The 26177-nt window shown below is 46.6% G+C and carries 27 protein-coding genes and 4 pseudogenes; 16 read left to right on the top strand and 15 right to left on the bottom strand.

The features are described from left to right. Position 1: 1 nt before the first annotated feature. From trpC to trpA, 4 genes are read left to right on the top strand one after another with little or no spacing between them, the layout of a single operon-like run. The gene (gene trpC / locus ACTNCK_RS06695; protein WP_441081729.1) at positions 2-787 is read left to right on the top strand and encodes an indole-3-glycerol phosphate synthase TrpC; all 786 of its coding nucleotides are present in this window, start codon (positions 2-4) and stop codon (positions 785-787) included. Positions 788-804: 17 nt separating this feature from the next. After that, positions 805-1410, top strand: a complete 606-nt coding sequence (locus ACTNCK_RS06690; protein WP_441081728.1) for a phosphoribosylanthranilate isomerase — start codon at positions 805-807, stop codon at positions 1408-1410. Position 1411: 1 nt separating this feature from the next. Then, on the top strand, positions 1412-2596 hold the full coding sequence (trpB, locus tag ACTNCK_RS06685; protein ID WP_441081727.1) for a tryptophan synthase subunit beta: 1185 nt from the start codon (positions 1412-1414) through the stop codon (positions 2594-2596). Between the two features lie 60 nt (positions 2597-2656). After that, positions 2657-3430: a tryptophan synthase subunit alpha gene (gene trpA / locus ACTNCK_RS06680; RefSeq protein ID WP_441081726.1), complete on the top strand. Its 774-nt coding sequence runs from the start codon at positions 2657-2659 to the stop codon at positions 3428-3430. Positions 3431-3497: 67 nt separating this feature from the next. On the opposite strand, the gene ACTNCK_RS06675 is transcribed toward trpA, so the two are convergent. Beyond that, entirely contained in the window at positions 3498-3773 is a 276-nt protein-coding gene (locus ACTNCK_RS06675; RefSeq protein ID WP_441081725.1) for a type II toxin-antitoxin system RelB/DinJ family antitoxin, read from the bottom strand. A gap of 178 nt (positions 3774-3951) precedes the next feature. On the opposite strand from ACTNCK_RS06675, the gene ACTNCK_RS06670 reads away from it, so the two are divergent. The 3 genes from ACTNCK_RS06670 to ACTNCK_RS06660 all read left to right on the top strand — a co-directional run bounded on the left by ACTNCK_RS06670 (position 3952) and on the right by ACTNCK_RS06660 (position 8366). Further along, entirely contained in the window at positions 3952-4887 is a 936-nt protein-coding gene (locus ACTNCK_RS06670; protein ID WP_441081724.1) for a DUF4846 domain-containing protein, read from the top strand. A gap of 741 nt (positions 4888-5628) precedes the next feature. Then, positions 5629-7548: a tetracycline resistance ribosomal protection protein Tet(W) gene (gene tet(W), locus ACTNCK_RS06665; protein WP_441079679.1), complete on the top strand. Its 1920-nt coding sequence runs from the start codon at positions 5629-5631 to the stop codon at positions 7546-7548. A 50-nt stretch (positions 7549-7598) separates the two neighbouring features. Continuing rightward, positions 7599-8366 carry a class I SAM-dependent methyltransferase gene (locus tag ACTNCK_RS06660; RefSeq protein ID WP_002586626.1) on the top strand — a complete coding sequence of 256 codons (768 nt, stop codon included), beginning with the start codon at positions 7599-7601 and terminating at the stop codon, positions 8364-8366. Positions 8367-8407: 41 nt separating this feature from the next. Here the strand turns inward: ACTNCK_RS06660 and ACTNCK_RS06655 are convergent, their stop codons facing one another. Next, a complete protein-coding gene (locus ACTNCK_RS06655) occupies positions 8408-8869 on the bottom strand; it encodes a hypothetical protein (protein ID WP_021659603.1) in 462 nt (153 codons plus the stop codon). An 82-nt stretch (positions 8870-8951) separates the two neighbouring features. Here ACTNCK_RS06655 and ACTNCK_RS06650 point away from each other — a divergent pair, with 82 nt between their 5' ends. From ACTNCK_RS06650 to ACTNCK_RS06610, 9 genes and pseudogenes are all read left to right on the top strand, one after another. Next, positions 8952-9149 (top strand): helix-turn-helix domain-containing protein, encoded by a 198-nt coding sequence (locus ACTNCK_RS06650; RefSeq protein WP_001909500.1) that lies wholly within the window; start codon positions 8952-8954, stop codon positions 9147-9149. Between the two features lie 131 nt (positions 9150-9280). Beyond that, on the top strand, positions 9281-9472 hold the full coding sequence (locus ACTNCK_RS06645; protein WP_000841357.1) for a hypothetical protein: 192 nt from the start codon (positions 9281-9283) through the stop codon (positions 9470-9472). 646 nt (positions 9473-10118) lie between these two features. Beyond that, positions 10119-10517, top strand: a complete 399-nt coding sequence (locus ACTNCK_RS06640) for a plasmid mobilization protein (protein ID WP_001126628.1) — start codon at positions 10119-10121, stop codon at positions 10515-10517. Then, positions 10489-12156, top strand: a complete 1668-nt coding sequence (locus tag ACTNCK_RS06635) for a relaxase/mobilization nuclease domain-containing protein (protein ID WP_441081723.1) — start codon at positions 10489-10491, stop codon at positions 12154-12156. Before ACTNCK_RS06640 ends, ACTNCK_RS06635 begins: the two co-directional genes overlap by 29 nt. Further along, positions 12146-12532 carry a cysteine-rich VLP domain-containing protein gene (locus tag ACTNCK_RS06630; protein ID WP_441081722.1) on the top strand — a complete coding sequence of 129 codons (387 nt, stop codon included), beginning with the start codon at positions 12146-12148 and terminating at the stop codon, positions 12530-12532. Before ACTNCK_RS06635 ends, ACTNCK_RS06630 begins: the two co-directional genes overlap by 11 nt. 132 nt (positions 12533-12664) lie before the next feature. Continuing rightward, positions 12665-13399, top strand: a complete 735-nt coding sequence (locus ACTNCK_RS06625; protein ID WP_432765087.1) for a replication initiator protein A — start codon at positions 12665-12667, stop codon at positions 13397-13399. Beyond that, the gene (locus ACTNCK_RS06620) at positions 13396-14235 is read left to right on the top strand and encodes an ATP-binding protein (RefSeq protein WP_441081721.1); all 840 of its coding nucleotides are present in this window, start codon (positions 13396-13398) and stop codon (positions 14233-14235) included. The genes ACTNCK_RS06625 and ACTNCK_RS06620 overlap by 4 nt, the downstream gene beginning before the upstream one ends. Positions 14236-14249: 14 nt before the next feature. Beyond that, positions 14250-14438 carry a transposon-encoded TnpW family protein gene (locus ACTNCK_RS06615; RefSeq protein WP_000427739.1) on the top strand — a complete coding sequence of 63 codons (189 nt, stop codon included), beginning with the start codon at positions 14250-14252 and terminating at the stop codon, positions 14436-14438. A gap of 111 nt (positions 14439-14549) precedes the next feature. Then, positions 14550-14735 (top strand): annotated as a pseudogene (locus tag ACTNCK_RS06610) (recombinase family protein); the annotation flags it as partial. 7 nt (positions 14736-14742) lie between these two features. Here the strand turns inward: ACTNCK_RS06610 and ACTNCK_RS06605 are convergent. The 13 genes and pseudogenes from ACTNCK_RS06605 to ACTNCK_RS06545 all read right to left on the bottom strand — a co-directional run bounded on the left by ACTNCK_RS06605 (position 14743) and on the right by ACTNCK_RS06545 (position 26035). Next, a complete protein-coding gene (locus ACTNCK_RS06605) occupies positions 14743-16416 on the bottom strand; it encodes a recombinase family protein (protein WP_002604471.1) in 1674 nt (557 codons plus the stop codon). A 77-nt stretch (positions 16417-16493) separates the two neighbouring features. Next, positions 16494-16667: a transposon-encoded TnpW family protein gene (locus ACTNCK_RS06600; protein WP_002604472.1), complete on the bottom strand. Its 174-nt coding sequence runs from the start codon at positions 16665-16667 to the stop codon at positions 16494-16496. 458 nt (positions 16668-17125) lie between these two features. Then, positions 17126-17368, bottom strand: coding sequence for a helix-turn-helix domain-containing protein (locus tag ACTNCK_RS06595; protein WP_002604473.1), 243 nt, complete (start codon positions 17366-17368; stop codon positions 17126-17128). Then, positions 17352-17789, bottom strand: a complete 438-nt coding sequence (locus ACTNCK_RS06590; RefSeq protein WP_002604474.1) for a sigma-70 family RNA polymerase sigma factor — start codon at positions 17787-17789, stop codon at positions 17352-17354. The genes ACTNCK_RS06595 and ACTNCK_RS06590 overlap by 17 nt, the downstream gene beginning before the upstream one ends. Before the next feature lie 473 nt (positions 17790-18262). Next, on the bottom strand, positions 18263-19246 hold the full coding sequence (gene rlmN / locus ACTNCK_RS06585) for a 23S rRNA (adenine(2503)-C(2))-methyltransferase RlmN (protein ID WP_002584956.1): 984 nt from the start codon (positions 19244-19246) through the stop codon (positions 18263-18265). A 178-nt stretch (positions 19247-19424) separates the two neighbouring features. Beyond that, positions 19425-20555 carry a tyrosine-type recombinase/integrase gene (locus ACTNCK_RS06580; protein ID WP_347072130.1) on the bottom strand — a complete coding sequence of 377 codons (1131 nt, stop codon included), beginning with the start codon at positions 20553-20555 and terminating at the stop codon, positions 19425-19427. A gap of 136 nt (positions 20556-20691) precedes the next feature. Next, a pseudogene (locus tag ACTNCK_RS06575) lies at positions 20692-20871 on the bottom strand (excisionase); the annotation flags it as partial. A 27-nt stretch (positions 20872-20898) separates the two neighbouring features. Beyond that, a pseudogene (locus ACTNCK_RS06570) lies at positions 20899-21030 on the bottom strand (Maff2 family mobile element protein); the annotation flags it as partial. A 122-nt stretch (positions 21031-21152) separates the two neighbouring features. Further along, a pseudogene (locus ACTNCK_RS06565) lies at positions 21153-22397 on the bottom strand (VirD4-like conjugal transfer protein, CD1115 family); the annotation flags it as partial. A gap of 59 nt (positions 22398-22456) precedes the next feature. Continuing rightward, entirely contained in the window at positions 22457-22636 is a 180-nt protein-coding gene (locus ACTNCK_RS06560; RefSeq protein WP_441081720.1) for a transposon-encoded TnpW family protein, read from the bottom strand. A 226-nt stretch (positions 22637-22862) separates the two neighbouring features. Continuing rightward, positions 22863-24179 carry a VapE domain-containing protein gene (locus ACTNCK_RS06555; protein WP_441081719.1) on the bottom strand — a complete coding sequence of 439 codons (1317 nt, stop codon included), beginning with the start codon at positions 24177-24179 and terminating at the stop codon, positions 22863-22865. Continuing rightward, positions 24112-24795, bottom strand: coding sequence for a CHC2 zinc finger domain-containing protein (locus ACTNCK_RS06550; RefSeq protein WP_441081718.1), 684 nt, complete (start codon positions 24793-24795; stop codon positions 24112-24114). The genes ACTNCK_RS06555 and ACTNCK_RS06550 overlap by 68 nt, the downstream gene beginning before the upstream one ends. A 16-nt stretch (positions 24796-24811) precedes the next feature. Further along, the gene (locus tag ACTNCK_RS06545; protein ID WP_441081717.1) at positions 24812-26035 is read right to left on the bottom strand and encodes a serine/arginine repetitive matrix protein 2; all 1224 of its coding nucleotides are present in this window, start codon (positions 26033-26035) and stop codon (positions 24812-24814) included. Positions 26036-26177: the final 142 nt, after the last annotated feature.

The following is a 26177-nucleotide window of genomic DNA, read 5'->3' as shown; positions in this document are numbered from 1 at the left end:
GATGAACATACTTGAAGAAATAGCAGCTAAGACAAGGGAGCGGACAAGGCTTTATAAGGAAAGTATTACAGCAGACCAGATGGCGTCCATGGCAGAAGCTATGGCAGGAAAGACTAAGGTCCCTTCCTTTGCAGAAGCCTTGAAGGGACCTGGGATATCATTTATCTGTGAGGTAAAGAAGGCCTCCCCGTCAAAGGGCCTTATAGCAGAGGATTTTCCTTATCTTAAAATAGCAGAGGAATATCAGGAAGCAGGTGCTTCGGCAATCTCCTGCCTGACTGAGCCCTGCTGGTTTCTAGGAAAGGATCAGTACCTTAAGGAGATTACTGACAGGGTCACTATACCGGTACTAAGAAAGGACTTTACCGTTGACAGATATATGGTGGATCAGGCCAGGGTCCTTGGAGCATCGGCTGTCCTTCTGATCTGTGCAATACTTAGTCCTGACCAGATCACTGAATACAGGCAAAGGGCCGAGGAACTCGGAATGGATGCGCTTGTTGAAGCACATAATGCAGAAGAAATCCGAACTGCTGTAGGTTGCGGGGCAAAAATTATCGGAGTAAACAACCGCAATCTGGCCGATTTTTCTGTAGATATGGATAATACAAAAAGGCTTGTAGGGCTCATCCCTGACGACTGCATAGTTGTCTCAGAAAGCGGTATAAGGACAGCAGATGATGTAAGAAATGCAGCAGATTCAGGGGCTTGCGCGGTTCTGATAGGAGAGACACTGATGAGAGCAGAGGATAAGGCAGCAAAGCTTAGGGAGCTTGATGGCAGATAAGGAGAGCAGGGAATCAGATGACACGGATAAAGATCTGCGGTCTGAGAAGGCCTGGAGATATAGAGATAGTCAATAAATATAAACCTGATTTTGCCGGATTTATAATAGATTTTCCAAAGAGTCACCGAAGCATAACAGGTGAAGAGGCAGGAAATCTCAGACGTATCCTCTCGCCTGAGATAGCTGCCGTTGGTGTATTCGTAGATCAACCAGCGGAAAAGGTTATAGGTCTCTTAAGAAATGGCTCCATAGACATAGCTCAGCTGCATGGCAGAGAAAATGACGACTACATCAGACGGGTTCAGGAGGAGAGCGGTAAGCCTGTGATAAAGGCCTTTGAAGTAAAAAACAAAGAGGATATAGAGACTGCTCTTTCATCTCCTGCTGATTATCTTCTACTCGATAAGGGCAAAGGCGGAGGAGAGACCTTTGACTGGAGTCTTATAGGTAAGGATATGGACAGAGCATGGTTTCTGGCAGGTGGACTTGATCCCTTTAATCTGAAAGAGGCCATTGACCGACTTCATCCATGGGGCCTGGATATATCGAGCGGAGTCGAGAAAAATGGAGTCAAGGATCAGGCTAAGATAGCAGAAGTAATGAAAATCATAAAAAGGAGTTAATATGTCGAAAGGTAGATTTGGTATTCATGGCGGTCAGTACATACCAGAGACGCTGATGAATGCAGTGATAGAGCTTGAGGATGCTTACAATAAGTATAAGAAAGATCCGGAATTCAACGAGGAGCTTTTAGATCTCTACAAGAATTATGCAGGACGCCCATCTCTTCTTTACTATGCAAAGAATATGACAGAGGATCTGGGAGGAGCAAAGATCTATCTGAAGAGAGAGGACTTAAACCACACAGGAGCCCACAAAATAAACAACGCCCTGGGACAGTGTCTTCTCGCTAAAAAAATGGGAAAGACCAGAGTCATAGCTGAGACCGGGGCAGGCCAGCATGGAGTAGCTACTGCTACTGTTGCAGCTTATATGGGACTCGAGTGCGAAATCTTCATGGGAAAGGTAGATACGGAGAGACAGGCTCTTAATGTATATAGGATGAAGCTGCTCGGTGCCAGGGTGCATCCTGTAACAAGTGGAACGGCCACGCTTAAGGATGCGGTTTCAGAGACCATGAGGGAGTGGACAAACAGGATAGATGATACCCACTATGTACTGGGAAGCTGTATGGGACCTCATCCTTTCCCGACTATCGTAAGAGATTTCCAGTCTGTGATCTCAAGAGAGACAAGGCAGCAGATCATGGAAAAGGAGGGCAGACTTCCTGACGCAGTGATAGCCTGTGTTGGCGGAGGATCCAATGCGATCGGTTCTTTTTACCACTTCATAGATGACAGTTCGGTAAAACTGATCGGATGTGAGGCAGCAGGCCGCGGCATAGATACCAAAGAAACAGCTGCGACAGTAAATACCGGAAGTCTGGGTATCTTCCACGGTATGAAGTCATATTTCTGTCAGGATAAATATGGTCAGATAGCTCCGGTATATTCTATTTCCGCCGGACTCGATTATCCGGGAGTAGGACCTGAGCATGCCTATCTGCATGATATAGGAAGGGCCGACTATGTACCTGTAACCGATGATGAGGCGGTAAACGCTTTTGAATACCTGTCGAGGACAGAGGGAATAATTCCTGCGATCGAAAGCGCTCATGCAATAGCATATGCAATGAAGCTTGCTCCTGCAATGGATAAGGATAAGATAATAGTAGTAACAGTATCCGGAAGAGGGGACAAGGATGTGGCAGCAATAGCGAGATACAGGGGAGAGCAGATTAAGGAATAAGGGTATAGGGTCTAGTGGGTCTGACTCACCTGATCCCTGACAATAGAATGGAGAAATAAGATGGTAGAAAAAGCATTTAAAAACGGCAAGACATTTATCCCCTTCATCACAAGTGGGGATCCTTCACTTGATATAACTGAACAGCTGGTCTATGCTATGGCAGAGGCCGGTGCGGACCTTATAGAGCTTGGTATCCCTTTTTCGGATCCGACAGCTGAGGGCCCGGTGATACAGGAGGCGAATATAAGAGCGCTTTCCGGTGGTGTGACGACTGACAGCATTTTTGATATGGTAAGGAGGATCCGTAAGAACTGTGATATTCCTATGGTCTTTATGACCTATGCAAATGTGGTCTTCCACTATGGAACTGAAAAGTTCATAAAGACAGCAGCAGAGATAGGTATGAATGGCCTGATACTTCCTGATGTGCCATATGAGGAAAAGGATGAATTCCAGTCTGTCTGCAGAAAATACGGAATAGATTTTATATCTCTTATTGCTCCTACATCGCATGATCGTATCCGGATGATAGCAAGGGAGGCAGATGGCTTTGTATACTGTGTCTCATCACTTGGTGTGACCGGGACAAGATCAAAGATCACGACAGATATAGGAGCTATGGTCCGGCTGGTAAAGGAGACAAAGGATATCCCATGTGCAGTCGGTTTCGGAATATCAGACCCACAATCAGCAGGGGACATGGCATCGAAATCAGACGGCGCAATCGTAGGCTCCGCCATAGTAAAGCTATGCGCAAAGTACGGCAAGGACTGTGTTCCCGAAGTAAAGAAATTCGTAGCAGAGATGGCGCAGGCAGTGCATCAGGCAAAGTAATGAAAAGTGGTGTCAGCCTGCCTTAAGCGTTTAAATTGATTTGTCCAAACAATGTCTAAATGTTTACTCATTCTTTCAAGGCTTTCAATGCTTCCTCTATATCAGAGTAGCGTTTTACAGACGGATCACGGGCAATGTGTTCTGCTTCCAGCATTGCTGCCATCGTTTCCTTGTTCGGCTGCTCCAGACGAACATCAAAAGGAAAACCGCCGACACGGAGCGACTGGCGAAGAAACACATTGATAGCGGTAGTAAGGTTGATACCTAATTCACCATACATTGCTTCGCACTTTTTCTTAATGTCGCGGTCCATACGGACACTGAAATTAGTTGTGGTAGCCATGAATGTCAACTCCTTTCCTTGCTATTGCACTTATATTATATGTGATTTGCGTTGCACAGTCAATCTATTAGACGGAAAAATTCATAAAAAAGACAACGATTATTTTTTGGAAGAACAGCTTGTTAACTGTCAAGTAAAAATGTCCGCACCCCCGCAATATGAAGAGGAAAAAAGAAAAATGATATCTGAAAAGCCGATTGCCCGATTCCTGAAAATGATAGTTCTGTCAGCCATCATTGCCTTGCTGCTATGTTCCTGTGGTATTTCTGAACAGACACAATCGACAGTGAAGAGCAGTACATCGGTGGAGACAGATGATATATCTTCCAGCTCTGTATCTGATGAAGAAGAAAAATATCAGTATATAAATCCAGATGGCAATACTCTTGAGACCAGGATCAATGTGCCAGAGGGATATACCCGGACTGATGAGGAAAATGGAAGTCTCGGCGAATTCCTGCGCAATTATGCGATGAAGCCGGATGGCAGCCCGGTCCTTCTGTATGACGGTTCAGAGAAGTCAGGGCAGAACGGCCATGCCGCTGTATTTGCTCTTCCGATAGAAAATGTTGACCTGCAGCAATGTGCAGATTCCATAATGCGTATTTATGCAGAGTATTATCGGAGCAAAGGAGAGGATGACAGGATAGCCTTTCACTTTACGAACGGATTCCTGGCTTCGTATTCAAAGTGGAAGCAGGGATACAGAGTCTCTGCAAAGGGTAATAATGTCTCATGGGTAAAGACAGCTGCGGCAGATGACTCTGATGAGACCTTTATCAAGTATCTGCATACCGTATTCATGTATGCCGGAACAGCATCGATGGAGACAGAGTGTAATAAGATAGATCTGAAAGATCTGCGTATAGGGGATGTATTTCTTCGTGCAGGGAGTCCGGGACATGTAGTGATGGTAGTAGACACCTGCCGGGATTCTGATGGAAAGGCAGCGTTTCTGCTGGCACAGGGGTATATGCCGGCACAGGAATTTCATGTGATAAAAAATCCTGCACACGATGATGATCCTTGGTATTATGAAGAGGAGGTCACATATTCAGCTAAGAAAGATGAGTATTCGATAGGGAATGAGATTCTGGAGAGACCGGAATACTGAGGGAATGCAGGTGGAACTTTGAAAAGTAAAAGAAGTGATTGAACCATTCGCTGAAGAAAATTGTTGAAGAGATCCCCGGAGAGAATGCTCATGTACGGTAAGGAAGCAAGCAACCGAAAACAAGAGATAGACCGCCAGCACTACACTATTCCGAACCAAAGACCAAAAGATAAGCATTGTGGGAAAATCTAAACTTTTGGATTTTCCTACAATGCCAACTACGGCGGAATCCCTCCCACTCCTTATATCTTTCTGTATACATTGAATTTGTATTTAGTAAAATGCAGACAACACCACGGATCGGCTTTTGGTTGGACAATTCCAACCAAACACCACAGCAGACAGCAGAAAACATTCTGAACGCTAGGAAGCCGGTATGATTGTTACATATAAGGGGAAGAAAAATTTCTTTTAGGTACTTGCTTTCCTAAAACTGATGTGATACAATGATTTAATCCAGAAAAGGAGTAAAAAATATGCGGCAAGGTATTCTTAAATAAAACTATAATCAAATAGTGGGAACAAAGGATTATGATAGTTCCTTTTGTGGGGGCTTGATTTTTTGTACCCAATTTAAGAATACTTTTGCCTTATCAATTTTGACATATCCAAAAAAACAGCAGTCACAAATAGGTGTATGCTGTATATGTGTATGTCCGCAAATTATAATCCCCAGTGGTAAAAGTATTTTACTGCTGGGGATTTTTGTGCCCTTTCGGGCTGTAAAAGGAGGACAATCACATGAAAATAATCAATATTGGCATTCTTGCCCACGTAGACGCAGGAAAAACAACATTGACGGAAAGTCTGCTATATGCCAGCGGAGCCATTTCAGAACCGGGGAGCGTCGAAAAAGGGACAACGAGGACGGACACCATGTTTTTGGAGCGGCAGCGTGGGATTACCATTCAAGCGGCAGTCACTTCCTTCCAGTGGCACAGATGTAAAGTCAACATTGTGGATACGCCCGGCCACATGGATTTTTTGGCGGAGGTGTACCGCTCTTTGGCTGTTTTAGATGGGGCCATCTTGGTGATCTCCGCTAAAGATGGCGTGCAGGCCCAGACCCGTATTCTGTTCCATGCCCTGCGGAAAATGAACATTCCCACCGTTATCTTTATCAACAAGATCGACCAGGCTGGCGTTGATTTGCAGAGCGTGGTTCAGTCTGTTCGGGATAAGCTCTCCGCCGATATTATCATCAAGCAGACGGTGTCGCTGTCCCCGGAAATAGTCCTGGAGGAAAATACCGACATAGAAGCATGGGATGCGGTCATCGAAAATAACGATAAATTATTGGAAAAGTATATCGCAGGAGAACCAATCAGCCGGGAAAAACTTGTGCGGGAGGAACAGCGGCGGGTTCAAGACGCCTCCCTGTTCCCGGTCTATTATGGCAGCGCCAAAAAGGGCCTTGGCATTCAACCGTTGATGGATGCGGTGACAGGGCTGTTCCAACCGATTGGGGAACAGGGGAGCGCCGCCCTATGCGGCAGCGTTTTCAAGGTGGAGTATACAGATTGCGGCCAGCGGCGTGTCTATCTACGGCTATACAGCGGAACGCTGCGCCTGCGGGATACGGTGGCCCTGGCCGGGAGAGAAAAGCTGAAAATCACAGAGATGCGTATTCCATCCAAAGGGGAAATTGTTCGGACAGACACCGCTTATCCGGGTGAAATTGTTATCCTTCCCAGCGACAGCGTGAGGTTAAACGATGTATTAGGGGACCCAACCCGGCTCCCTCGTAAAAGGTGGCGTGAGGACCCCCTCCCCATGCTGCGGACGTCGATTGCGCCGAAAACGGCAGCGCAAAGAGAACGGCTGCTGGACGCTCTTACGCAACTTGCGGATACTGACCCGCTTTTGCGCTGCGAGGTGGATTCCATCACCCATGAGATCATTCTTTCTTTTTTGGGCCGGGTGCAGTTGGAGGTTGTTTCCGCTTTGCTGTCGGAAAAATACAAGCTTGAAACAGTGGTAAAGGAACCCACCGTCATTTATATGGAGCGGCCGCTCAAAGCAGCCAGCCACACCATCCATATCGAGGTGCCGCCCAACCCGTTTTGGGCATCCATCGGACTGTCTGTTACACCACTCCCGCTTGGCTCCGGTGTACAATACGAGAGCCGGGTTTCGCTGGGATACTTGAACCAGAGTTTTCAAAACGCTGTCAGGGATGGTATCCGTTACGGGCTGGAGCAGGGCTTGTTCGGCTGGAACGTAACGGACTGTAAGATTTGCTTTGAATACGGGCTTTATTACAGTCCGGTCAGCACGCCGGCGGACTTCCGCTCATTGGCCCCGATTGTATTGGAACAGGCATTGAAGGAATCAGGGACGCAACTGCTGGAACCTTATCTCTCCTTCACCCTCTATGCGCCCCGGGAATATCTTTCCAGGGCTTATCATGATGCACCGAAATACTGTGCCACCATCGAAACGGTCCAGGAAAAAAAGGATGAAGTTGTCTTTACTGGCGAGATTCCCGCCCGCTGTATACAGGCATACCGTACTGATCTGGCCTTTTACACCAACGGGCAGAGCGTATGCCTTACAGAACTGAAAGGGTATCAGGCCGCTGTCGGCAAGCCAGTCATCCAGCCCCGCCGTCCAAACAGCCGCCTGGACAAGGTGCGCCATATGTTTCAGAAGGTAATGTAAAGATACATAATCGTCAAGACGGCAACAATCAGAAGTTATGGAGGGTAACAATGGAATATAGTAAGGAAGATTTAATGGAAGCAAAAAAGCAAATTTGGGGAGTGGGAGAGAACATGGGAACAGAGGAAAGTAAAAAAATCTGGGAGGAGAACGCACAATTTTGGGATAATGCAATGGGTGACGAATCTAATGAATTTCACAGAGAGGTAGTGCGTCCCAAAGTAACGGAACTTCTATCTCCTAATCCTGCGGATTACATTTTGGATATTGCGTGTGGCAATGGAAATTATTCTTCGTATCTTGCACAAAGAGGCGCTTCGGTTGTCGCTTTTGATTACAGCAAAAAAATGATAGAATTGGCTAAAAGACGGCAATCACAATATGCAAAACAAATTGAATTTTGTGTGGCGGATGCGACCGATAGAAAAAGTATATTAGAATTAAAAAGAAATCGAGCCTTTACGAAAGCAGTTTCTAATATGGCAATTATGGATATTACGGATATTGAACCACTTCTTATGGCTGTTTATGAACTGTTGCAGGAAAGCGGAATTTTTGTCTTTGCAACGCAACACCCTTGTTTTGTCACGTTGACTGAAAAATATATGACACCGCACAGTTACTATGATATAGCGATTGAAGGGCAACCGAAAGAGCAGATTTATTATCATCGTTCCATACAAGATATTTTTAACCTTTGTTTTAGAGCTGGATTTGTCATTGATGGATTTTATGAAGAATGTTTTAAAACCAACAAAGAAATTCCTATGGTAATGATAGTAAGGCTTAAGAAGGTAAAACGTGATAGCTTAAAATAAATTCAAGTTTGTCGGGTAAATAGCAAACCCAGCCGAGCCAGTCAACGATAAAATGAACGCCGCTTCGCGCCGTCGTTGACAGCCCCGCCCGTCTTTGCTGGTAGGCAATCAAGGGGCGACAGCAAGGAGTACTGCCGCCCCGCACTATTATTCAGAGAGGGGGAATTTCCATGACCGAAGATGAAGCCTACAAGGTGCATATCCAGTACACATTCAATGCCTTTTGCAAGGTAGTCATTCGTCACGCAGCCATAGATAAAATCTTGAAGCTGCGCCGGAGGTGGGAACGGGAAGTTTCCCTTGATTATCTGATGAGTGAAAAGTTTGTCCAGCTTGCCGAGCCGGAGTAGCTTGAAGAATATCTTTTTACCGCCTGCGGCCAGACCGCCGTTCTGTATCATGCGGAGCTTGCCGCCGCCCTTGCCCTTTTGCCGGAGCAGACGCAGGAAGAAATTTTTCGTTACTATTTCCTGCGCCAGCCGCAGCGAGTGATCGGCGTACATATTGGCCGGACACGCAGCACAGCGGGGCGGCATATCCGGCTTGCCTTGCAGCGGTTAAGGCGGCTCATGGAGGGAAATGACTATGAGTAAACTTCTCCCCTATGAAACAATCGTCAAAGCCCATGAGGGCGACCCGGACGCAATCGACACCATTCTTTCCCACTATGCCGGATATATCCGCTACTGTTCCAAAGTACACGGGAAAGTCAACGCCGAAGTTGAGGAACATATAAAGCAACAGCTCATTGCCGCCCTGTTCAAATTTCGCTTTGACCGATAAACAAAGAACAAACACTGGCTGTCATTAGCGGTTTCACTCCAGCCAGTTTACAATTCATCTATTCCTAAAGGAAGCAGGTCATAGTATAATAGAACCAACGACAAATATACTTTTAGGGGAGATATAGCAATATGAAAAGTAATAAATACTTAACTATTGGCTTATTAACAGGATTTATTGTCGGTGGTTGCATAGGTGTGTTGGCATGGGCGTTTTTGCAAAATCTTTTTGCTATTTCTATTTGTGCAGGTATCGGAATGTTGATTGGAATTGTTATAGGTACATTGATTGATTATGAAAAAAATAATCATCAAGAGAAATAGAAAAAATGCACAATGCCTTAAAGGGAAAACAGGAATTTATTGTGCTATCCATCATCGGGCCAACCTGACCTGAACTTTCAAAACTGAATATCCACCGCCCATCGGCGGCCAGCGAAAGCAGTAAGTCTGAAAAAGATTTGCTGCTTTTTTCTTTATCCGTTTGGCAAAATCGCAAAGTCATCCGTAGTAGGTAGGTGAAGCCGGAAACAAAAAATTTTCTGCGGCGGTAGCCAAATCTGCATTTTCTGTATTTCTAAGGCAAAGGAAAATTTGAGAAAATTCCCGGCAAGCGGGTAGCTGGCGGCCTTTGAAATGTATCTTTAGCGGAAAGAAAGAACTGCGGGTAAAAATCGCCCCACGCCGTAAGATTTTTGCAGAAATCCGGCCAAAACAGGCGGCAGCTATACGAGTAGTAAGTGCAAGGGGAAATCTACGGCTTACTTAGAGCAAGTTTCTACCACGGTTCCAAAATCCGCAATTCTGCGGTTTTGCCCCTCGCGGGAAACTTGTTGGGGAGTGCCTTCCCCAAACCCTGCTATGCGGCTTACGCCGCAAAAATATTTCTGTCCGGCAGACAGGAAATGCCCCGAAAATAGCTAACAGACCAGCCCATTTTTTGTGATAAGTGAAAGGAGGTTTACAGCCCATGCCGAAGCGATACAACACCCCCCACCGCAGCCATGTTGTGAAAACCCGGCTGACCGATGAAGAATACGCCGACTTCACAGAACGGCTTGCGCCCTATGGTATCAGTCAGTCCGAATTTCTCCGGCAGGCCATCCGGCGCACTACCATACGCCCCGTACTCCATGTGTCGTCAGTCAATGACGAGCTGCTCTCCGCTGTCGGGAAGCTCACAGCCGAGTACGGCAGGATTGGCGGCAATCTCAACCAGATTGCCCGCACCCTCAACGAGTGGCATAGCCCCTACCCGGCTATGGCAAAGGAATTGCGGGAAGCGGCCGCCGACCTTGCCGCCCTCAAGTATGAAGTCCTAAAGAAAGTAGGTGACGCCGTTGGCAACACTCAAGCATTTAGGCTCTAAGAACGCCGACTACGGAGCCGCCGAACAATACCTGCTCTTTGAGCATGACGAATTTACTATGAAGCCCGTCCTTGATGAAAACGGCAGGCTTATCCCCCGTGAGGATGATCGCTTGTCCACGCTGAACTGCGGCGGCGAGGATTTTGCCGTTGCGTGTATGCGCTCCAATCTCCGCTATGAGAAAAATCAGCGGCGGGAGGATGTGAAAAGCCACCACTATATCATCAGCTTTGACCCACGGGACGGGCCGGACAACGGCCTGACCGTAGACCGGGCGCAGGCGTTGGGGGAGCAATTCTGTAAAGAGCATTTCCCCGGCCATCAGGCCCTTGTCTGCACCCACCCGGACGGGCATAACCACAGCGGCAACATCCATGTGCATATCGTCATTAACAGCCTGCGGATAGAGGAAGTGCCGTTCCTGCCCTACATGGACAGGCCAGCGGACACGAAAGCCGGGTGCAAGCACCGCTGCACCGACGCAGCCCTACGCTACTTCAAGTCCGAGGTCATGGAGATGTGCCACCGGGAAGGACTTTACCAAATCGACCTCTTGAACGGCAGCAAGAACCGTGTCACAGACCGGGAATATTGGGCGCAGAAAAAGGGACAGGCCGCACTGGACAAGCAGAACGCCCCCATGATTGCAGGCGGTATCACGCCCCGGCAGACCAAGTTTGAAACGAACAAGGAGAAGCTGCGGCAGACCCTACGGAAAGCCCTTGCCACCGCTGCCAGCTTTGACGAGTTTTCCTCTCTGCTGTTGCGGGAGGGTGTGACCGTCAAGGAGAGCCGGGGGCGGCTGTCCTACCTCACGCCAGACAGGACGAAGCCTATCACCGCCCGGAAGCTGGGCGGCGACTTTGACCGCACCGCCGTCCTTGCCGTTTTGGAGCAGAACGCCCAGAGGGGCGTAACGGTTCGCTACACCCCGCAGCACCAAGCCGCCAGAGCCGCCGAACAGACCGCAGCCATCCCCGAATACCTACACGCCGGGAAAGGCCGCTTACAGGGCGAAAAGACAGGGAAAATCGACCCCAGACAGGACAGTGTGCAGCGGCTTGTGGACATTGAGCAGAAGATGGCCGAGGGCAAGGGCAAAGGCTATGAACGATGGGCGAAGATACACAATCTGAAACAGGCCGCCAAGACCCTGACCATCTACCAACAGTACGGCTTTTCTTCCCCGGAACAGCTTGAAGCCGCCGTTGCTACCGCCTATCAGGAAATGCGCCAGATCAGCGGCGAACTGAAAGCACTGGAAACGAAGCTGCAAGGGAAAAGGGAGTTGCGGCAACAGGTACTTGCCTATGCCAAGACCAAGCCCATCCGCGAGGGGCTGAAAGCGCAGAAATCCGAGAAAGCCCGCGCCGCATACCGCCAGGCAAACGAGAGCGATTTTATCATAGCCGAAGCCGCCGCCCGGTATTTCAAGGCACAGGGGCTTACCAAGCTGCCCGGCCGAAAAGCGTTGCAGGCCGAGATCGAGCAGCTTATCTCCGAGAAAGACGGCCTGTACAACACCTATCACGAACAGAAGCAGCGGTTCAGGGAGTTGCAGACCGTCAAGCGGAACATCGACCAGATTTTGCGCCGGGAAGAGCCGCACCGCAGAAAGGAGCAGAGCCATGAACGATAAGCCGTCCCGCATGGACTACCGCCAGCACCAGGCAGCCCGCCGCCTTGTGCATGAGTGCTGTAACTACGACGAGGGGAACTGCCTGCTGTTAGACGACGGGGAGCCTTGCGTGTGCGTCCAGAGCATTTCCTATTCCCTCATGTTCCGCTGGTTCCGTGTGGCTGTCCTGCCCCTTGACGGGGAGCTGGCCGCAGCCCTCTTGTACCGGGGGAGCCGGAAACGCTGCGCGGTCTGCGGGGCGGCCTTTGTCCCCAAATCCAACCGGGGGAAATACTGCCCCGGCTGCGCCGGGTGCATGAAGAAACGCAAAGCCGCCGAGAGAAAGCGGAAACAAAGGCAGAAATGTCACGCTTTAGAGCCTTTCAAACCCGCATAAATCAAGGCTTTTTTCGTGGGTGTCAAAGGGTATGCGATACATTTATCCTTTCCCCCCGGAAATGCCGTCCTAATGCGTGACAAAGCCCAAAAACGACACAACACAGAGGGAGGTGATACTATCGCTGATTATATCAGGGCAGACACCACGCTGCCCGCCTATCTTCCATACCCCCGTTTCCTGCTGAAAATGGAGATTTCACAGACCGCCAAGCTGCTGTATGCGCTTTTATTAGACCGCTCCACCCTGTCACAGAAGAACGGCTGGCAGGACGGCGAGGGCAGGATATTCATTGTCTACCCCGTTGCGGAGATAGCGGAAATGCTGGACAAGGGTTGTACCGCCATCAAGGGAGCCTTGAAAGAACTGGACGCAGCCGGGCTTTTAGAACGGGAACGGCGGGGCTTCTCCGCACCCAATCGGCTTTATGTGAAAGTGCCGCCTGTCCCAGTGGTACGGTTTTCCGACCAACTGATGGCCGGAAAAGCGACCCTCATACAGTCGGAAAAGCGACCTTATGACGGTCGGAAAACCGACCCTATGATGGTCGGAAAACCGACCCCTAACAAAACTAATATAAACAACTTAATAGAGAACCAAACAATGAGAGCGAGTGGGGAGCCGCCCACAGCTTATGGCCGATATGAGAATATTTTTCTGTCAAAGGACGAATATGACGAGTTACAGGCAGAATACCCGGACAGGCTGGAACGGCTGATTGAGGAAATGAGCCATTACCTTGCCGCCAGCGGGAAAGCCTACCAGAATTATGCCGCCGCCTTGCACAGATGGGCGGCCAATGACAAAAAGGGAGCCGTAAAACAGGGCATCCCCGACTATACCTGTATGGAGGGAGAAAGCTTATGACAAGTGAAATCAAAGATATTTTGGAGAACATGACAACCGCCGCCCCGGAGATGGAGGACTATATCGGCGAGGACGGACTGCTTTACTGCGGAAAGTGCCATACGCCGAAAGAAGCCTACTTCCCGGAGGGTAAGGAGCTGTTTGGCCGTGACCGCCACCCGGCAGAGTGCGACTGCCAGAGAGCCGCCCGTGAGCAGCGGCAGGCCGCCGAGGAACACCGCCGCCATGTGGAAGCCGTGGAAAATCTGAAACAGAGGGCTTTTGCCGACTCAGCCATGCAGCAATGGACATTCGAGAACGACAACGGCAGAAACCCGCAGACCGGGATTGCCCGGCAGTATGCGGAGCATTGGGAAGAAATGCAGGCCGAAAACATCGGCTGCCTGTTCTGGGGGAACGTCGGCAACGGGAAAAGCTACCTTGCGGGCTGTATCGCAAACGCCCTCATGGAGAAAGAAGTCCCCGTATATATGACGAACTTCGCCGTTATCCTGGGCGACCTCTCTCCCGGCTTTACAGGCCGGAATGAGTATATTTCCCGCCTTTGCCGCTATCCGCTGCTTATCATTGACGACTTCGGCATGGAGCGTGGCACCGACTATGGACTGGAACAGGTATTCCATGTGATTGATACCCGATACCGCAGCAACAAGCCGCTGATCGCCACCACCAACCGCCCGCTGGACGAGTTGAAAAAGCCGACAGACACGGCCCATTCTCGGATTTATGACCGACTGCTGTCCATGTGCGTCCCGATACGCTTTACTGGCGTCAACTTCCGGCAGGAAACCGCAAAGCGGAAAATGGAAACCATGAAGAAACTGCTGGCTGAATGAAAGGAGTATTGCCTATGGAGAATATCAAGCAGCACGACCACCGTACCACCCGCCGCCCCGACTGCGTGACGGAAATCCGCATGGGGAATACCGTTCTTGTCGTGTCCGGCTTTTTCAAGAAAGACACCACCAGCACCGCCGCCGACAAGATGGCGAGGGTACTGGAAGCGGAAGCCGCTGCTACACAAAAAAAGGCGATTTGACAAGCTGTAAAGAAGCAGATTTATCACTTTTACCGCTGTACAGCCGCCCCTGTTCCGTGGTACAATGAAACCACGGAATAGTGGGGCTGGCTGTCGGAAACGGAGGATTTTATGTTAAGACAAGCCACCCAAAACCTCATTACCGCCCTTTATCCGCGATTGTCCCATGAGGACGAATTGCAAGGCGAGAGTAATTCCATATCGAACCAAAAACGGATACTCGAAACCTTTGCAAAACAGAATGGCTTTACCAACCTGCGCTGGTACACCGACGACGGCTATTCCGGCGCGAACTTTGCTGGGGTTAGATAGCGATACTTTTTACATCTACCATGTTGCGGCGGTCATGGTTGACAACTTGCGTCGGCTCCTGCTCGGTATCAACCTGTCCGACAAAGCTATAATGGATTTCGATTTTCCGGGTGTTGGTTTCCCGGTCTAATTCATGTATCAAAATACGGTCGATAAACTCATGGACGTTTTCATAGGTCAATTCCTGTATGTCGCTGTATTTCCCGACAATCTGAATAAACCTTGATATATCCCTTTTTCGCTCGGTAACGGTTGCGATCTGCTGTTGTAACTCGTCTATCCTTGCGGCAAGGGATTTCTTTTCGTCCTCATAGCCGGAAGTTAGAAACACAAACCGTTCATCTGTCAGTCTGCCTAATGCGTTGTCCTCATACAGCTTGCGGAAAAGCGTGTCAAGTTCGGTCATACGCGCCTGTGCTTTGAAAAGTTCCTTTTGCTGCTGCGCTAATGCCTTTCTCGCTTCCATGTCGCCGTACTCGGTAGCTTTACAGATAAAGTCCTGTTCGTGTTCCTTAACATACCGCAAAACCCGCCGCATATCTTCCAGCACTAAATCAAGAAGTACGTTTTTGCGGATATAATGAGAGGTACACTCGCTGCCTGTCCTTGCCCTGTTGCGCCATGCGCCGCAAGAATAGGAAAACTTGCGCGGCTCGATATTTACGCCCTGTTGGTAATACATCTTATGTCTGCAACCAGCGCAAAACAGCAAGCCGGAAAAAATATCAATCTCCGCTGCTTTTGTCGGGCGGTGGCGGGTAGCAATCCGCTTTTGCGCAAGTTCAAAGGTTTCCTCGTCAACAAGCGGCTCATGGGTGTTTGGGAAGAAATAGCGTTGTTCTTCTTCGTTCTTCCGGGTCTTTTTCGACTTGTAGGATACCTTGTGAGTTTTTGCGGTTATGGTATGCCCTAAATATTCCTGCCTTGCTAATATGTCATAGAGCGTTTTGTCCGGCCAAGTATAGGGGGCGATCATTGCCCGCTGATACCGCGCCTGTCCTGTACGCTGATAGCGCAACGCTCCAATCGTCAAGACTTTGTTTTCCGCAAGCCATTTTTGGATTTCGCACATACGCACGCCGCTAACAAACATAGCGAAAACCTGTTTGACAATCGGCGCGGTTTCCGGGTCGGGTATAAGGTGGTGGCGGTTGTTCGGGTCTGGGATATAGCCGTATGGATATTCCCCGTTGACGCGCTCGCCTTTTTGCGCCTGTGCCTGTTTAACTGCGCGGATTTTCTTGCTTGTGTCGCGGGCGTAAAACTCGTTAAACCAGTTCCGCAAGGGGGTAAACTCGTTATCCTCCCGCGCTGTGTCAACTCCGTCGTTGATCGCGATATAGCGTACTCCGTTTTCGGGAAATACAATCTCTATGAGTTCGCCCGTTTTCAGATAGTTTCTGCCAAGACGGGAAAGGTCTTTGGTAATGACCGTCGCCACTCGTCCGGCTTCCACTTCCTGCAACATCGCTTGCAGCCCCTCGCGCTCAAAACTCACGCCGGAAAATCCGTCGTCCACAAAAAACTTTGTGTTCAAAAAATGGTGTTCGTCCGCATAGCGTTGAAGTATCATTTTTTGGTGCTGTATGCTTCCGCTTTCTCCGGCTTGCATATCCTCTTGACTTAAACGGCAGTAAAGGGCGGTGATTTTATTCGACTGTAACATTAGTCCTCCTTTCCGACAGCCGAATAAACAGGTATAATGTGTTGCTATCATTATACCATATCCCGCCGCCTAATGCACTACTCGGACGCTAAAAATCCCGGATTTCCGGGCTTTTTCTGCAAATCCTTTACAATGAGTTTCTCAATCTTTTTATGGATTGTATCGGTTGCCTTTTCACTCGGCAACGCTTGAACAAGATAGGTGATTTTCCCTATTTTGCGTTCGGTTGTAATTGTCTGTTTTTTATCCATTAGAAAAACCTCCTTTTCCTGTATGGATAAACTATATTCGTCAAAAGGCAAAAACGGGCGGTTGTTAGCTGCAACCTCACGGGAGTTTCACCCCGGCCCATGCTTATGGGTGCGCCGCGCAATACTTTGAGGGTGTTCAACGCGGGAGTATCATTGTGCCGCCTTGTATGTCGTCGCCCACAAGCTGCTAAACCTGTTTTACGGCGCGGTAGTTCTCGCTCGGCTTTTCCCCTATGGGGAAAAGCTGTCATGGCGTACCCGCCGACTGGCTCGGTACAGACGGAATGTACCCGTTTGCCTGTTATGCTGCGCACCAAAGGCCGCTTTCTTTGTCAAAGAACAATAGGCTTTGTCGGCCTGCAAAAGCACATCAACAGCGGATATGCTTTTGCGGAACGACAAATAGCCCATAACGGGAAGCGTGGAAAGGGGACACGCTCCCCGCATGGGCTAAAAGATTATCCTACATGAAAAGCAAGGGTGCGGGTAATAAGGCGCACTTGCAGCCTGTTACGCATTTCCTCGTCCACATAGGAATAGGTATTGCCCGCGTCGTCTTTCAGCGTGCGGGTACAAAGTTTCGCTATGTAACCCTCGTAGTGCTTCAAGATCGCGCACATGGCGGTTGTGTCGCCGTTTGCCGCTGCGGAAATGACAGGGAACGGCAACAGATTTTCAGACTTCCTAACGGTATTCATCATCTGCTTTTCCCTCCAAATACTGTTTGATTTTCGCAAGCGCGGATTTCCTGTGCCGGAAAACCGTCGTGCGTACAACATTCAGCAGTTCGCCAATTTCCGCGTCGCTCATATCCAAGAAGTAGGACAAAAGGATAATGTCGCGTTTCCTTTCGGGCAAAGCGTTAAGGGCTTCGGCAAGCAGTTCATTTTTGACGAGTACATCAAAGCCGGACACTTGAAAACGGAAATAATCGCTTTCGTATTCGTCCGTTGTGAAAAGCTGCGCGAGTTCGCTTTCGCTCAAATCCGAAAAAGTAACTTCGCGTGCTGCGCGTTTCGCAAGAGTGCGGCGGTGGCTTTTCGCTTCGCCGACCAAAGTTTTCTTTGCTAATGCGTCGTACTGATGTTGTATTCTTTCCTTGTCGGAAGAAGATAGCTCCATAGAGTTCACCTCCTTCCCGCGTGGAGTAGAGGACGGGAGTTAAGGGCTTGTCCTCTCTGCCCCTTTCGCTCCGTACCCGTTCGGGAGATGGCTCTTGAGTGCGCTTTTCAGAAAAAAGTTGAAAAAAGCAAAATGCGCCCGTCCGCAAGACGCGGACGGGCGCAAAGGAAATGTAAGCAGTAGCTAAATGTATTGACAGTTCACATTCATAGCCGGAATATCCCGCTTGCGGAGCATAGCTTTTTTTGACCGCAAAGCATTAGGCGGGTTACAGTAAATAAAAATGGACACGGCGATACCTCCCCGATACCGCCGTATCCTTAAAAAAGGGCGACTTTAATACACTACCCGCAATCCATTCTATAATAGGGAACAGCGGCTTTTGCGCAATATTAAATAAAAAAGCCGATAACACATAGGTTTTTTGACCTAATGCGTTATCGGCTCTGCGTCTATGCGTCTGGCACTTTTAATCATTTTTTTTTGAATTTATTATATGTGTTAGCTAACTGTCCACAAGCCGCGTTAATCTCTCTGCCATGAGAAACTCTCATAGTAACTTCAAGTCCTGCTTGCTCTAATTGATGTTTGAATGCAACTATTTCCCGTTTCTGTGGTGCTTTAATTCTTGAATTGCTTGTTGGGTTGTATTGTAACACGTTAATCATAACTTTTTTGCCCCGAAACCATTTTGCAAGTTGTCTTACATCTGAGGGCCGGTCATTTATACCCGGTAAAAGCAAATACGCAAAGACAATTTTGCGATTATGCCTTTCAGAATAGGATAAGGCTTGCTTAACAACATCTTCAATAGCATATATGCGCATGTGAGGAATAATACGATTTCTTGCAGATTGTGTTGCTGCGTGTAAAGATATTGTCAACTGAATTTTAAGATGTTCCTCGCGCAATTTTTTTAATTGATCGACCGGACCAACTGTTGATATGGTAATGCCGTCGGTTGGAAAGTTGAGCCCATATCTATCTCGGAGAATATGGATTGCTTTTATCAAGTTGTCATAATTGAATAAAGGCTCTCCCATACCCATAAAAACGATACGGTTTACTTTTCGACGCAACAATATAATCTGTTGTACGATTTCTGACGATGTTAGATTACGAACAAAGCCATTTCGCCCGGACTCACAAAAAATACAACCAACAGGACAACCGACTTGTGTGCTCACGCAAACAGTTCCACCATCTCGCCGCTTGATAAAAACCGTTTCAATGTATTTGTTGTCTTTCAGTTCGTAAACATACTTTTCAGTATCACTGCTTTTGCAAATATTTTTTACCAACATTGATAGATTTTTTTTGCGTGGTAATTGCTTATATAATTCTTCATATAAGGCTTTTGCTTCATTCTCGCCAATAACTTCCGACATTTCTTTGTAAGTAAATCCGTATGGATCATTCCGTACTTCCGCAGGCGTATATTTAGGTAAACGTTTCATTTTTATATCCTTTCTTCTAAATAATAAAAGTTTGTTTTTCTGTATTTTTGATTACAATCTCTAATTTCATAATGAATTCATCTCCTTCATTTTTTCTTTATTTTACTGGCTTTCCGCGATTCATGGTTTTGACCGAGTACCACGTCGAGTACCACGGAGATGAATTTCGCATCAAGTTTTATACCACTTTTAAAGCGTCAGCCACTAAGTCAATTTCTCTATGTTTTTCATCCTCTGTAATATGAACATACAGATTCATGGTAATACCGATATTAGAATGACCTAAAATCTTCTGCAGAGTCTTAGGTTTCATTCCACCTTCAATGCATCTGGTAGCAAAAGTATGTCTTAAGACATGCATTGAAAATCTCGGAATGCCTACACGGTCGCAATACTTAAACAAGCCTGTGTCATAAGTGCTGTTCTTGACCGGAGTTCCCTTTCTGCAAAGGAATACTATGTCTTTCCATTCAATCGGCACGAGCTTTAAGCTCTTATTCTTTGATCTCTGGTTTTCAAGAATACGAATTGCTTCGTCTGTAAGAGGAATTGTACGGTAGCCAGATTTGCTCTTAGGTGGACCAACTCTCCACTCACCTACCTTATAGCGATATTCCATCGTCCTTTCGATCTTCATAGTACGATTTTCGAAGTCGATGTCGCTCCATCTAAGTCCTATAAGCTCACCTGTACGAAGTCCGGTCTGTAATACGAAGCGGTACTGATTCTCATAGCTGTAACCCACCACAGCTTCCAAGAACTTCTTCTGAACGTCAATCGTAAGGGCTTCTTTCTTATCTGAAGGTTTTCCCATATCGCTCTTTAATGACTTCTTGCAAGGGTTTGCGATGAGTACATCATTCTCCCTGGCAAACTCAAACATATTATAAAGAGCAATCCGCGTCTGGTATATGGTAGTCGTCTTATAGCCCTCATCAGCCATATCTGAAAAAATCTTCTGGCAGTGAATGGGCTTCACATCAGTTAAGAGTTTATTGCCTATAACACTCTTGATATTACGCTCATACCGTTCCGAATAGTTTCTGACCGTATTTGGTCTCACTGTCTGCTTTTTTATCCCTATCCAATAATCGAACCAGGCATCAACGAGCATATCCGTTGCCTGGTCGAGGTCACTGTGTTGGTCTATATATGTAGCATCAGCAAGCCACTGTTTTACCTCTTGAAGTTTCTTGGATCTTTTCGTTCTGCGTTTCCCAAACTTATCAACAAATCTGGCGAAGTAAGTTCCGTTAGGTTGCTGAACGATTCCTGCTCCAATCTCCTTTCCTTTGAGATCTTTTCCCATTTAAGGCTCCTTTCTAAGCTATAAGAGCCCCAAATTAGCACGCTATATTATACACCAACCGGGGCTCAATTGCAATGTTATTTCATTTTTTTGATAGCCGACAAACCGCGGAATCATCACGTTTGTCGGAGATGCGCTATATCTCAATGTTGTCAGAAATGAACTTCTCAAATTCCTTTCTCTTAACAAGTTTCTTCTTACCCACATATAAGACAAAAGGACATCTCGGAGAGCGAAGCAGACACTCCAACTTGTTGATACCGATATTGGAATACTCTGCAGCCTCCTTTATGGTGAGCGCAACTTTACATTGAATAGGAACGGTCTGAACTTCAGCCTGCTCCTTGGCATTAGCTCCAGGGTTGTCATTGCCGTAACCTTCCATGAGGTTGATTGCTCCCCAAATGCCGAGACCTGCACCAAGTGCTACAACGAGTGTCTGAAGTACGCCTACTGCGCTCTGAAAAAATGCCATAATAAAAATCCTCCGTAAATTAAAATGATTGTTTGTTAGTTACTGTTGTCCGTAAGCCCGTCGACTGACTCACGGTATGCGCGCATAAGAAAAAGGCCCTCTCCCGTTCTTAGGAGAAAGCCTTAGTCTTCGTTGATTTCGATGACTTCATATTGGTCATCGGGTTTCAATATTAAGTTGTGATCAAGGAACTTCTCGATATCAAACCGGTTCCTTTTGTCCGCATCCGCTGTCAGCGGATATTTCGGATGCTGTGTTAAGTCATACTTATCTGAAAGAAAAGGTCTTACGCCTCTGACTTGGACAATACACTTGCCGCCATCCATGACCGCCAATTCGTCGATACTCATAAGATCATGACCTAACTTCTGGTAATTCATGTTGTAGCTCTGACTCGTACCCCTGGTTTCGCCCGTGTTATACATATCAATCGTTTCTTTACCAAGAATAGTGTTCAGGTCCTTAAGAGTCGTTTGTTCAGAGCCGCCCAGGAATATCTGGGTGTCGCAGTTACCAATGATGGTATCTGCATTGTCTTTGTAAATCGCCTTAAGCTGTGATTTTGCCTGCAACACAAGTGCTGCAGATATCTCACGGCTACGGATGGTAGCCATAAGTTTCTCAAGATTCGGAATCTGGCCGATGTTTGCTGCCTCATCAATAAGACATCTTACATGCACCGGAAGCCTTCCGCCATAGACATCATCTGCTTTTTCGCAAAGTAGGTTGAAAAGCTGCGTGTAAACCATGCTGATCAGAAAATTGAAGGTTGCATCCGTATCCGACATGATAAGAAATAATGCAGTCTTCTTATCGCCCAGGGTATCAAGCTCAAGTTCATCGTATGCCGTAATCTCACGAAGCTCCTTAATATCAAAGGGAGCAAGCCTTGCGCCGCAACTCACAAGTATGGATTTAGCCGTCTTGCCGGCACTTAACTTGTATTTGGCATATTGGCGTACCGCAAAGTGATCCGGGTCACGTTCTGCAAGCTCGTCAAACATGAGATCTACAGGGTTTTTGAACTCTTCGTCATCTTCCCTGACTTCCATCGCATTGATCATTTCAAGCAAAGTTGAGAAGTTCTGCTCTTCCTCCGGTGCTTCATAATGGATGTATCCGATAAGCGCCGAATATAATAGTTTCTCTGCCTTTTCCCAAAATTCGTCATTGGATTTACCTTCGCCTTTGGTGTTGGCAATCAGCGTTGTTACAAGCTTTAAGATGTCCTTCTCATCATGCACATAAGCGAATGGGTTGTAATGCATACTCTTTTTAAAGTTGATGGTATTGAAGATTTTTATACGATATCCGTTCTTTAAAAGAGCATTGCCAACCTCAGGCAAAACTGTCCCTTTCGGAAGCGTTTTGTCAATACAGAGAATGATAATTCACTAAAAAAATGATTGTTTTATGATGGACTGGCTTAGAAATTGCCAGCAACCACTTCCTGACGTATTAAATTCTTCATTCTGTCCTCTACTGTTACCTTTTTCGCATTGTTGAAGAACACCCCGACAAGGTAAGTAGTATTGCCGATCTTCGTCTTAAAATTACCGCCATCTATATAATTTGCTTTGTTTTCCACTGTTTTATCTCCTTGCATTCGCACCTCTCCTTTCCCAAATTCCCCCTACAAGGGAAAGGGTAACAAAAAAGGTAACATGACCGAAAAGACTTCTCAAATCACCGCTACCTATGCTTGCTACCCGTATTTTATTTATTTTTCTATTTTCTTGTTACTTTTGTTACCTTTCATAGAAAACCCAGTAAAATCAATGCTTCCACTGGGTAACAACATAAGTAACAACAAGGTAACTTCATCAATTTTGTTACTTAAATGGTATCTCCAATTCCAACTGTTTCGGTATTTCCATAAAACCATCGCTGTCCGCTTTGTCGGGGATCTCCTGAGACGAACCGACACGCACCCAACCTCGTTGCTTGCCATAATCTCCGAAATGCATTGCTCCATCACTCATAACCCAGTCGGTCACAGAATTGTTCATAATATCACAAATCTGCTTTAGTTCAATCCTCTTAGGTTCGTAATCTCTGTGAAGGGCTTCTTTCCACAACAGTTTGGAACAAACCCTGTCTCCTTTGAAATCATCAAGAAAGGCAAGAATCATTCCGGCATCAGCATCTTCCGGCATGAACTGCTTCTGATAATCTTTCAGGTATTCCGCTGATTCCTTGCCAAGCATCAGCCTGAACTCTCCTGATCTGAATATCTCCATAGCTTCCGCCCACACCTGCTCGATATATTCCCTTGAACTTGCTTCATTATCAAGAATATGGCACTCTGCTCTCTCAGGATAGACCATGACCGGCATAAATCGTCTGTTACCGGTACGATCAAGCGGAAGTGTATCCATAGCATTGGAAGTACCACCAAACACACACTGTCTCGGTCTGTCCTTTGGCTGTGTCTCATAAGGTACTTTATAAATATCACTCTGCCTACTGATAAAAGACTTAATATCCTCAATGCTCCTAGCACTGGCAGTCGCTATCATTTCCGACAGTTCTATGATGAGATGTCCTTGCATTTTACGGAACACATTTTCATCATCAAGTTTTTTCAGATCATCAGTAAACCATGAATCATTCATGGCAAGGAACCTGAAAAATGTGGACTTTCCGGCTCCCTGACCACCCACCAGTATCAGCATATACTCAAACTTCGTCCCTGGGCGAAACACTCTTGAAATTGCCCCCAACAGAAGAACTTTCATTGCTTCGTAGGTATAGACATTCCTATCCGCTCCAAGAAAGTGATACAGCACATCTTTGATTCGCTCTTTTTTGTCCCACACTAAGGAATTGAGTTTTTGCTGAATCGGGTGATACTTGTTTTCCATAGAGACCACATTGATTGCCGATTTTATCTTTTTCTCCGTTGTCAGACTGTAATTCTCTTCAAGATACAGCATGATATGGTCTATGTCAGAATCAGTCAGCACAGGGCTTTCCCGATACCACCCCAGATCTTTTACAATGTCGTTCCGGTCTGTCATCATGTTGTAACAAATAACACCCTTGAACTTCGGATCATTCTGCAATACTGTAACAACATTCCTAATGCACTGCTTCACAGCTCCTTTGTCTGTTGTGATCAATAGTTCCCTGATTTCTGCTATGCTCATTAACTCTTCGCTCAATATCTGCCACCCCCTTTCCCAAATCTTTTACCAGCATTTCTTTTTCTTCCTCTAATCCCCATAGCAAAGTATCAAGCTGATATTCCACCTTAGGCAGATTCTGCACCGCTTCCTCATACCTTGCATCAATTTCATCCATGCTTTTCGGTTTGAAGTCTCTCTCCCATTCTTTTAACAAATGAAAATAATCAGATAACACACGATATATCTTTGTTTTAGCTTCTTCCAGTATCTGCATTGGAGATTTTTCTCTCCTGACCGGCTTTGGTGGAGACCGCACCGAACTGTCATAAGCTATTCCAAATTCATCAGCAATCTGCATAGCTGCATCTTTGGGAGAAAGGTTATAATACTTAGCAACAAAATCAATTGCATCTCCCTTTTCCCCGCAACCAAAGCAAAAATATTTTTTATCCATCGGCTTTACTTTCATGCTCGCTGTCTTATCCTGATGAAACGGACACTTGCACATATTACCCCGATTGAAAACAATACCGGCTCGCTCCATAACCGCCCTTGCGGTCACTCGTTCCTTTACTTCATCAAATACTCCCATAATATCCTTTCCGGACAATAAAAAAGCATCTGTCTCTCCAGTCATGGATAACAAATGCTCCTTAAAGTTCCATATTCTTTTTTCTGATAGGCACGTCTCGTTTCTGCTCATCTTCCCTAATTTGCTTCTGCATGGCTTTCAATTTTTCCTGAATAGATACCCTTGCGTGCTCCTTGATCTGCTCTTTTGCCTTAGTCTTATTCTTCGGCTCATTCAGGGCAGAAATAATATTGCCAAGAAGAACCTGAGACGCTTTCTCCAGTCGGAAAACAATCGCATTTACGACTTTGGAAGCTACCGACTTAGAACTGTCGCTGAGTTTCTCCTTCGGCTGCTTCTGTAACAATTCTCCGTAATCTTTTACTACATCAACATCATGTTTCACAGTTTCCTCTTTCACACGCTCTGTGACAACCTCACAAGCCTTTTCATAGGCAAGGTCAACTGCTTCCTCAACAACTGCGTTTACGTCCTCTATCTTCATCATAAGCCCGTCTAACAGGGCTTGCTTTTCCTCAATGCGTTTCTGTTGGTTCATGAGGATAAAATCCTGCTTTTCCAAATAACTTGCACCACCATAGACCGGTTCAACATCAATATTTAATCCATGCTTTTGGCAAATACTAATGAACAGCTTTCTACACTCATCATCAAATACCATCTTCCGATTGTTGTATTTTCCTTTTTTCTCATTCGGCTTCGGAAGTTCAAAACCCAATTCTTCCAATGCCTTATCTTGTTGGGGACATAATTCTCCATACTGGTTCAATGCGTCAAAAACGTGTCTTTCATGGATATGCGGAGTAGCTTCATCAAGATGCAAAGCCCAGTCCAGTATATGAACATGAGAACCATATCGCTTATTAAATTCCTCAAAGTATTCTGCGCTAATCTGAGCAAGCACATCAGCGGAAACTGTTCCGTCAATGTTGCCAAGCTGTAGTAACGTTTCTTCCGGACACGTTTTCGTATTCGTAAGTATGCCGTCAATTGTTTTCACTCTATCATAGTGCCTTGCCTTTCGATTCCTTTCATTCTGTCCGTCCACATGCTCTGAATAATGCTCAACATAGTAGGCTTTCTCTACTTCTGTGAAAGTGAATTTTGCTCTTTCGTTCTCAGCATTTGGTAGACTATAACCCTGATAGCAGTCCCAATAGACATTGAATTTTGTTCTCTCTGCATCAATATGTTCACTGTTCTCTTCATCAAATTCACGGTCATTATGCTTAGGATTGTAAGCTCCATGCTTACCAGCTCTTCCATTATGCCTTGTTGCTTTCATTCATATCTTTCCTTTCTTTTCTACAAAAAAAGTAAGCGTATTAAAGAGATGGGCTAATCCCATTCTGAGCTGGTTTTTGAGTATAAAAAGTCCCTCACGAGTCTGATTCCATTAGATGGTGGAGTCATTCGTGAGGGACTTT

Origin of the sequence: Candidatus Weimeria sp. HCP3S3_B5 (genome assembly GCF_052064335.1) — a bacterium.
GTDB lineage: Bacteria > Bacillota > Clostridia > Lachnospirales > Lachnospiraceae > Weimeria.
Note: the sequence above shows the minus strand (reverse complement) of the source record. Positions and strands in the feature narration are given on the sequence as shown.